Below are 8,616 nucleotides of genomic sequence, written 5' to 3'. Positions count from 1 at the left end.
GCCTCTCGTCGGTGCACGAGTCGATGGGGGTCGTGCTGCCGATCCGGGCCCAGGGCAGCCAGCCGGCGTTCTTCTGCATCCACCCGGCCGGTGGCCTGAGCTGGTGCTACATGCCGCTGGCCAGGTTCGTACCGGACGACATCCCGCTCTACGGGCTGCAGGCCACCGGCCTCGACGGCGACGGCACCATGGCCGCGTCGGTCCAGGAGATGGCGATCGCGTACGCCGAGAAGATCCGCGAGATCCAGCCGGAAGGGCCGTACCACCTGCTCGGCTGGTCCTTCGGCGGCGTGCCGGCCCACGAGGTCGCCGTGCAGCTCCAGGCCCTCGGCGGCGAGGTCGGCGCGCTGGTCATCATGGACACCTACCCGAGCGACCGGCCCAAGGAAGGCGAGCGGCCCGAGCTGGAACCGGTCGAGGAGGTCGAGGACCGCCCGCTCCGCGGCGGCGACGAGGACCTGCGCAACATGATGCTGCGGCTGCGGGAAGACCTCGGCGACATGTTCGGTGGCGCCTCGGACGAGGAACTGCTGCGCCTCGCCAAGGTGTACCGCAACAACCAGACGCTCAGGATGGAGCACGAGCCCAGCGTCTTCACCGGTGATGTGCTGCTGCTCGCCGCGGGCGTCGACCGCAAGGAGAAGGTGGCCGGCGGTCACCTCTGGGAGCCCTACGTGACCGGCAGCGTCACCGAGGTCAGCCTGCCCTGCAAGCACTCGGACATGGTGCTTCCGGAGATGCTGGGCCAGGTGTGGAGCGAGATCTCGGCCTGGCTGGACGCCAAGAAGTAGACCGCGCACGGGACCGCGGCCCACACCGGGTCGCGGTCCTTCGCGTGAGTACACACAAAAAGTAGCGGGGACGAACGTGCCGTCCCCGCTACCGGAAGAAAAGGGTCGTGCTCAGTCGGACATGGCCACCAGGACCCGGCGCGAACCCTCGAACGGGCGGCGGCCGTGTGCGACGAGCACGTTGTCGATGAGCAGCACGTCGCCGGCGATCCAGTCGACGTCGACCGCGTGCTCGAGGCCGCGGTTTTGGATCTGCTCGATGTAGGCGTCCGGGATCGGGGTGCCGTCGGCGAACGTCACGTACTGCGGAAACTCCTCCGGCTCGAGGATGTCGTACAGCTCGGACGCGGTCTCGTCACCAAGGCCGGCGGGGTGGAACTGGTCGGCCTGGTTGAACCAGACCTCGGCGCCGGTGACCGGGTGTTTAGCGGTCGAGGGGCGGTGCTGGGAGATGCGCAGGCCCTCCGAGCCCCACTCCCACTCAGCCTCGGAGCTCTTGAGGAACGCCTCGACCTCGGCCCGGTCGTCCGTCTCGAACGTGTCCTGCCAGCTCTTTCCGAAGCCGAAACCGTCATGCAGGTTTTGCACGTAGCGGACGCCGGGTGCGAAGGCGTCGCGGACCTCGGCGTCGAGCGAGGAATACCAGAGCGCGCCGTCCAGCACCGGCGTCGCCCCGCCGCGCTCGGCCGCGATCTCGCAGTAGAAGGCGAGCCGGCTCGGCCAGCGGTGGGCGTACGCCATCTCGTTGTGCATCGAGATGGTGAACTGCTGCGGGTACTCCGTCGAGGTGTAGAGATTGCCGCCGACCTTGGTGCGGGGCGAGTTGCCGTGTACGTACGGCAGGCGGCCCGGCACCAGCTTGTCGAACACCGTCTCGATGGAGCCGGCGTCGACGCCGAAACCGCGGAAGACCAACGCCTTCCGCTCGATGAGCATTTCGTTGAGCGGATCGGGGCCGAGGGCGGTCAGCCAGCCAACGAGATCCTTTGTACCGGCGGAGTCGGCGGTTATCTCGTGCGGCGTCCAGGCGTGGTCATTCTCTACGGCGGTGTCCATCGCTTCCCTCACGGTGAATATCCGATCTGGCTGTTGCGGCGATCCACTGATGAATGGTGATTCCTCGCCAGTATGCGTCCCTCGCCGAGGACGCGCTATTTCACCCGAGGCACGATGAAACCGAGGAACTGGGTCTGGTCCGGGTCGTATCCCACCGGCGCCCGCCCACGCGGCGCCCAGCCGTCCATCTGCGGCTCGTGCTGGATGCCGTAGAGGTTGGCGTAGAGCCCACCGGCCGACAGGAGCTGGCTGTGCGTGCCGCGCTCCCAGATGTGACCCTTGTCGACGACGAGGATCTGGTGTGCCTCACGCACGGTGGAGAGCCGGTGTGCGATCACGAGGGAGGTACGGCCGACGAGCGCGGTCTGCAACGCGCGCTGGATGGCCGCCTCCGACTCGGAGTCCAGGTGCGCCGTCGCCTCGTCGAGCACGACGACCGGTGGTGACTTGAGCAGGAGCCGGGCGATCGCGATCCGCTGCTTTTCGCCACCGGACAGCCGGTGGCCGCGGTCGCCGACCATCGTGTCGAGGCCGTCGGGCAGGGACGAGATCACGTCCCACACGCGGGCCGCGTCACAGGCTTCGATCAGGTCACGCTCGCTGGCGTCCGGGCGCGCGTAGAGCAGGTTGCCCCGGATCGTGTCGTGGAACATGTGCGCGTCCTGGGTCACCACGCCGACGGTCTCGCTGACCGCGTCGAGCGCCAGGTCTTTGACGTCGACGCCGCCGATCCGCACCGTTCCCGTGGTGGCGTCGTACAGCCGGGGCACCAGCTGCGTGATCGTGGTCTTGCCAGCGCCCGACGGGCCGACGAGCGCGGTCAGCTGACCGGCCGGCGCCACGAAGCTCACGTTCTGCAGGGCCCACGTGTCACTGCGCCGCTCGGGCTTGCCCCGGTCGGTCGCCTCCAGCGACGCGACCGACGTCTCCTCGGCGCTCGGGTACCGGAACGAGACCCACTGGAACTCCACGTCCGGTGCCGGGTAGCCGCGCCAGCCGGTGGGCGGGAGGGAGCGCGCGTTGGGGCGCTCCTGGACGAGCGGCTTGAGGTCCAGCACCTCGAACAGGCGGTCGAAGCTGACCAGCGCGGTCATCACGTTCACCTGCATGTTGGCCAGCTGGTTGATCGGGCCGTACACCCGCAGCAGCAGCGCCGCCATCGCGACGAGGGTGCCGATCTCCAACGTGCGGTCGATGACGAGCGTGCCGCCGATGCCGTACACCACTGCGGTCGTCGCCGCCGTGAGGACGGTGACGAGGATGAAGAGCATCTGCCCCCAGACCATGATGGTCGTGGCGATGTCGCGCAGCGCGCCGGCCTTCGCGGCGAAGGAGGCCGACTCCATCTCCGGGCGGCCGTAGAGCTTCGACAGCGTGGCGCCGTCGACGTTGAAGCGCTCGTTCATCACCGAGCCCATCTCACCGTCGAGCTGCATCCGCCGGCGGGTGAGGCGCTGCAGCTTCCGGCCGACCGCCCGGCTGGGCAGCAGGAAGACCGGCACCATCGCCAGCGCCGCGAGGCTGAGCTGCCAGGAGAGCAGGAACATCGTGCCGAGTACCAGGACAAGCGTCATGATCGTCGAGGTCGCCTGGGACAGCAGCGTCGTCACCGCCTGCTGGGCGCCGATCACGTCCGTGTTCAGGCGGCTGACCAGCGCGCCGGTTTGCGTCCGGGTGAAGAACGAGAGCGACTGGCGTTGCACGTGGGTGAAGACCGTGGTGCGCAGGTCGTAGAGGAGTCCCTGGCCGATCCGCCCGGAAAAGCGGGTCTGCAGGAAGATCACGAAACCGTCCACGATGGCCAGACCGACGACCGCCACGGACAGCGAGACGACGACATCCCGCTGCTCGTCGAGGATGCCGTCGTCGATGATGACTTTGAGGGCGATCGGTGTGATTGCGGCGAACGCGGCGTGCATCGCGGTGAGTATCACGAGAAGCACCAACGACCCGCGATAGCGCTTGGCGTACGGGAGGATGCGCCGGAACGTACCGGCACGGACCTTCCGGCCCCGCGGTAAGTCGGGACCGCTGCGCATGCCCATCGGGCCGAGGCCTGGGCCGCCCATCATCGCCACGTAGCAAAACCTCGCTCTCGCGTTCGGGCCGGTCGCAGACGTCCGCTGGTGGGCCACCAGGCCGGTGGCGGGTACCGTCTCGTTCGCGCGAGCGTCGAATTTCGCCCGATGCTGGGCCCCGTCTCGCGTACTACAGTCCGGTGCGGGAGCCACTATCGCACCGGACAGGTGGGGGACGCCATGCTGTGCGATGGCGGCGTTCGACTGCGGGTGTGCGGCGGTTGGACGGTGGCGGTCACCGCTTGTCACACCGGCTTCCGCAGGCCAGAGTGACGGCCGGAGACGGCACCGGAACGAGTGCTCCGGCGGCGTCTGGTGCTGCCCACGTGCCGTACTTGCTGCGTTGCGGTCACAAGCTCACTTCCGACCGGCCTGCGAGCGGCTGGCCCGTTTCGGGGCAGTCCACATGGTGCTGACGACCCCGAACCGTTGAAATGGAGTGGGAAATGGCGAACGACCCTTCGACCGGACAGGGCACCGAGACCGCCGCGAATGACGTCGTCATCGTCGGCGGCGGTACCGCCGGTTGGATGACTGCCGCATACCTGACAGCCGCGTTCGGCGACCGAGTCAAGATCACGCTGGTCGAGTCGGCGAGCGTCGGCACCATCGGCGTAGGCGAGGCCACCTTCAGCGACATCCGGCACTTCTTCGAGTTCCTCGGCCTGGCCGAGCGGGACTGGATGCCGGCGTGCAACGCGACGTACAAGCTCGCGGTCCGCTTCCAGGACTGGCGCGAGCCAGGTCATCACTTCTACCACCCGTTCGAGCAGCTGCGCTCGGTGCTGGGCTTCCCGATGACCGACTGGTGGCTGCGCTACCCGACGACCAGCCGCTTCGACGTCGACTGCTTCGTCATGGCCTCGCTCTGCGACGCCGGGCGCAGCCCGCGGTACGCCGACGGCCGCCTGCTGGAGCAGGAGTTCGTGGAGAACGAGGAGATCCCCTCCACGATCGCCGAGTACCAGGGTGCCCAGTTCCCGTACGCCTACCACTTCGAGGCGCACCTGCTCGCGAAGTTCCTCACGCGCTACGCCACGCAGCGCGGCGTGCGGCACATCGTCGACAACGTGGTGGACGTCGCGCTCGACGAGCGCGGCTGGGTCTCGCACATCCAGACCGAGGAAAACGGCCAGATCGACGGCGGCGTCTTCGTGGACTGCACCGGCTTCCGCGCGCTGCTGCTGAACAAGGCGCTCGGCGAGCCGTTCGAGTCCTACCAGGACACCCTGCCCAACGACAGCGCGGTCGCGCTGCAGGTGCCGATGGACATGGACCGTGACCCGATCCGGCCGTGCACCACCGCCACCGCACAGGACGCCGGCTGGATCTGGACGATCCCGCTGATCAGCCGGATCGGCACCGGGTACGTCTACGCGCGCGACTACCTCGAGCCCGAGGAGGCCGAGCGCACGCTGCGCGAGTTCGTCGGCCCGGCCGCGAAGGACGCCACCGCCAACCACATCAGGATGCGCATCGGCCGCAGCCGCCGCTCCTGGGTCAACAACTGCGTGGCGATCGGCCTGTCCAGCGGCTTCGTGGAGCCCTTGGAGTCCACCGGCATCTTCTTCATCCACTACGCGATCGAGCAGCTGGTGAAGTACTTCCCCGGCCTCGACTGGGACCCGTCGCTGCGCACCCAGTACAACAACTCGATGAACCACGTCATGGACGGCGTTCGCGAGTTCCTCGTGCTGCACTACCGCGCGGCGAAGCGGCAGGACAACCAGTACTGGCGTGACACGAAGACCCGCGTGATCCCGGACTCGCTGGCCGAGCGCCTGGAGATGTGGGGGAGCAAGGTGCCGGACGCCAGCACGGTGTACTCGCGGTACCACGGGCTGCCGCCCTACTCGTACAACTGCATCCTGCTCGGCATGGGTGGCATCGACGTGAAGCCGTCGCCGGCGCTCAGCCTGGCCGACGAGAAGGCCGCGCTGGCCGAGTTCCAGCTCATCGCCGGCAAGGCGAAGGAGCTTGTGCAGAAGCTGCCGACGCAGAACGAGTACTTCAAGAGGATGCGCAACGAGATCTGAGCACTCGCATGGACGATCTGCGGGAGCGCGGGGAAGGACTGACGATGGACGTCGACTTCCGCGACATGATGGCGTCGTTCCCAACCGGGGTTTCGGTTGTCACGGCCCAGCATGCAAACGCGGCGCCGTGGGGCATGACCTGCTCGGCGCTGTGCAGCCTCAGCATGAACCCGTCGACCCTGCTCGTGTGCCTGCGTACGGAGAGCCCGACGCTACAGGCCGCGGTCAGGAGCGGCGGGTTCGCCGTCAACCTGCTCCACGGTGACGCGCAGGGGGTCGCCTCGCTCTTCGCCTCGGGCGCACCGGACCGGTTCGACCGCGTGCTCTGGCGCCCGACGCTCCACACGCGCAGCCCCGCGCTGGTCGAGGCGGCTCACGCCGTCGCCGACTGCGTCGTCGAACGCACCCACCCCGCTGGCGATCATGTGATCGTCATCGGGGCGGTGCGGTCGGTCGAGCGGCTGCGCAGTGACAGCGCCCTGCTGTACGGCTTCCGGCAGTACGGCCAGTGGTCCAGCACCGCACCGGCCATCGCCTGACGAACCTTCACCATCCGCGCGGCCGCGGCCGGGCACAAAAAATGCGTCCCGAGACAGCCGTCTCGGGACGCATTCGCTTTCGGGCTTACAGCTGCCGGATCCGCCAGAACGCGACGCCGGTGAGCACGAACCCCATGATGAGGAACGCACCGAACTCGGTCCACTGGAACGGCCAGTACCGGTCGGGAGTCTGCGCCTCGATCTCGAAGTGGAGGTTTTTGCCGCCGATGCACTGCTCCAGCGCGTCCCATGACGCGGCGGTGACCTCCGACTGGCCGGGAGCGTTCGTGCAGTCCTGCACGTCCGTGGCGCTGACCTGCTTGCCCCCCGAGGTCAGCAGCGGCGTGCGCTCGGTGAGCGTCAGCGAACCCGGAATGGAGTAGCCGGTAATCATCAACGGCTCGGCCGGGCTCACGCTCAACTGCCCACCGTTGAACCGCGTCTCCTGGTTGTAGGCCACCGTGATCGTGGCCGGCGGGCGCAGGTACGGGCGGGTGATCGTCGGAAGGAGCAGCTGCACGACGCCGACGATCAGGAGCGTGGCGGCCATGGCCGGGACCGTGCGGCGGATGAGCAGGCCGACGGTGAGGCCGAGAACGAAGGCGAACGTGATGTAGCCGAGTGGTGCGACGTTTCGGGTGGCGAAGGAGAGCGGGTCGAACCGGTTGCCCAGGGTCTGGTCGTACCGGCTGGCGGCCCACGTCAGCAGCAGCGACAAGGCGGCCGTGGTCACGATCGCGGTGAGGCCGACGACGGCGAGCTTGACGGCGAGCCAGTGCGTGCGGGTGATGGATTGGTTCCACACCAGACGGTGGGTGTTCGTCTCCAGCTCGCGGGTGATGAGCGGCGTGCCCCAGAAGACGCCGATGATGGCGGGCACCGCGATCAGGATGATGGCCGGGATGGTGACGAGGCTGCGGTAGTCCTGGATGAAGCGGTCTTTGGCGTCGTCGAGCTGGCAGCCGTTGGCGGCGAGGCAGCCGACGATGTCAGAGGTGTAGGCGCTGCGCATCGAGGTGCCGAGGTAGATCAGGTACGCCGTGAGGATCACCAGCAGCCCGACGGTCGCGAAGAACTGGGCGCGGAACTGCCGCCAGGTTAGCCAGGTCATCGCTGTGCCTCCATCGGGTGCGGCCAGCCGGTGTTGTACGGCTGCTGCTGGTAGTGGGTGGGTGTGGGGTTGGTGGCGCGGGTCATGTAGGCGAGGACCATGTCTTCGAGGTCGATGCGTTCGGTGTGGATGGTGTGGGGGATGGGTGTGGTGGTGGTGCGTCGGGCGATGAGGGTGGTGTGTCGGTTGGTGTGGTGGGTGGTGATGATGTCGAGTTGGGGTGGGAGGTGGTGGAGGTCGTGGGGGTGGTGGTGAGGCGGAAGTGGGTGGCGAGGAGGTCGTCGACTTCGCCGGCGAGTTGGACTTTGGCGGCGGCGAGGAGGATGAGGTAGTCGCAGACGCGTTCGAGGTCGGAGAGTAGGTGTGAGGAGAGGATGACGGTGACGTTGAGTTCGCTGACGAATTCCATGAGGTTTTGGAGGAATTGTCGGCGGGCGAGGGGGTCGAGGGCGGCGACGGGTTCGTCGAAGATGAGTAGGTCGGGTCGTTTGGCGGCGGCGAGGGCGAGGGCGAGTTGGGCGCGTTGGCCGCCGGAGAGTCGGCCGGCTTTGTGGTTGGGGTTGAGGCCGACTTGGTTGATGCGGCGTTGGGCGAGGTGGTGGTCCCAGGTTTTGTTGAGTTTGGCGCCGAGTTTGAGGTGGTCGGCGACGGTGAGGGTGGGGTAGACGGGGGTGTCTTGGGCGACGAAGCCGACGCGGGCGAGTTGGTGGGCGTTGGCGGCGGGTTTGTTGCCGAGGACGTGGATGGTGCCGTGGGTGGGTTTGTGCATGCCGGAGATGAGGCCGAGGAGGGTGGATTTTCCGGCGCCGTTGGGGCCGACGAGTCCGACGACGCGGCCGGCGGGGATGGTGAGGTTGGCCTCGATGAGGCCGGGGTGTTGTCCGTAGAGTTTGGTGAGTCCTTGGGTGTGGAGGACTGGGATCATGGGTGCACCCTCGCGGCCTTTCTCAGACACGAACACGGAAAAGGGGTCTGCTCCGGCCTGCGGTAATCCGCGCGGCGGCG

At 67.8% G+C, this 8,616-nt stretch carries 7 protein-coding genes; 3 read left to right on the top strand and 4 right to left on the bottom strand.

Annotation, left to right across the window (positions count from 1 at the left end; all coding sequences use genetic code 11):
- Positions 1 to 23: 23 nt before the first annotated feature.
- Complete coding sequence (locus Phou_RS55395; protein ID WP_371872175.1) at positions 24 to 791, top strand: thioesterase domain-containing protein; 768 nt, start codon at positions 24 to 26, stop codon at positions 789 to 791.
- A 111-nt stretch (positions 792 to 902) separates the two neighbouring features.
- Here the strand turns inward: Phou_RS55395 and Phou_RS09715 are convergent, their stop codons facing one another.
- Together Phou_RS09715 and Phou_RS09710 are read right to left on the bottom strand one after the other, a co-directional pair.
- Positions 903 to 1,847, bottom strand: coding sequence for a TauD/TfdA family dioxygenase (locus tag Phou_RS09715; protein WP_173055476.1), 945 nt, complete (start codon positions 1,845 to 1,847; stop codon positions 903 to 905).
- Between the two features lie 95 nt (positions 1,848 to 1,942).
- Complete coding sequence (locus Phou_RS09710) at positions 1,943 to 3,790, bottom strand: ABC transporter ATP-binding protein (RefSeq protein WP_246273751.1); 1,848 nt, start codon at positions 3,788 to 3,790, stop codon at positions 1,943 to 1,945.
- A gap of 581 nt (positions 3,791 to 4,371) precedes the next feature.
- Between Phou_RS09710 and Phou_RS09705 the strand changes: the two genes are divergently transcribed.
- Positions 4,372 to 5,961: a tryptophan halogenase family protein gene (locus tag Phou_RS09705; RefSeq protein WP_173055468.1), complete on the top strand. Its 1,590-nt coding sequence runs from the start codon at positions 4,372 to 4,374 to the stop codon at positions 5,959 to 5,961.
- Positions 5,962 to 5,969: 8 nt separating this feature from the next.
- Complete coding sequence (locus Phou_RS09700) at positions 5,970 to 6,500, top strand: flavin reductase family protein (protein ID WP_173055466.1); 531 nt, start codon at positions 5,970 to 5,972, stop codon at positions 6,498 to 6,500.
- 85 nt (positions 6,501 to 6,585) lie between these two features.
- Here Phou_RS09700 and Phou_RS09695 read toward each other — a convergent pair whose 3' ends face one another.
- Together Phou_RS09695 and Phou_RS54375 are read right to left on the bottom strand one after the other, a co-directional pair.
- Positions 6,586 to 7,611, bottom strand: a complete 1,026-nt coding sequence (locus tag Phou_RS09695; RefSeq protein ID WP_173055464.1) for an ABC-2 membrane transporter-related protein — start codon at positions 7,609 to 7,611, stop codon at positions 6,586 to 6,588.
- 82 nt (positions 7,612 to 7,693) lie between these two features.
- The gene (locus tag Phou_RS54375; RefSeq protein ID WP_218578917.1) at positions 7,694 to 8,536 is read right to left on the bottom strand and encodes an ABC transporter ATP-binding protein; all 843 of its coding nucleotides are present in this window, start codon (positions 8,534 to 8,536) and stop codon (positions 7,694 to 7,696) included.
- Positions 8,537 to 8,616: the final 80 nt, after the last annotated feature.

The sequence above is a fragment of the Phytohabitans houttuyneae genome (genome assembly GCF_011764425.1).
Lineage (GTDB): Bacteria > Actinomycetota > Actinomycetes > Mycobacteriales > Micromonosporaceae > Phytohabitans > Phytohabitans houttuyneae.
Note: the sequence above shows the minus strand (reverse complement) of the source record. Positions and strands in the feature narration are given on the sequence as shown.

Excerpts from the sequence above, each read along its gene's own strand:
- Phou_RS55395 (WP_371872175.1), top strand. The coding sequence starts at position 24 with ATGGGGGTCGTGCTGCCGATCCGGGCCCAGGGCAGCCAGCCGGCGTTC.
- Phou_RS09715 (WP_173055476.1), bottom strand. The coding sequence starts at position 1,847 with ATGGACACCGCCGTAGAGAATGACCACGCCTGGACGCCGCACGAGATA.
- Phou_RS09700 (WP_173055466.1), top strand. The coding sequence starts at position 5,970 with ATGGACGATCTGCGGGAGCGCGGGGAAGGACTGACGATGGACGTCGAC.
- Phou_RS09705 (WP_173055468.1), top strand. The coding sequence starts at position 4,372 with ATGGCGAACGACCCTTCGACCGGACAGGGCACCGAGACCGCCGCGAAT.
- Phou_RS54375 (WP_218578917.1), bottom strand. The coding sequence starts at position 8,536 with ATGATCCCAGTCCTCCACACCCAAGGACTCACCAAACTCTACGGACAA.
- Phou_RS09695 (WP_173055464.1), bottom strand. The coding sequence starts at position 7,611 with ATGACCTGGCTAACCTGGCGGCAGTTCCGCGCCCAGTTCTTCGCGACC.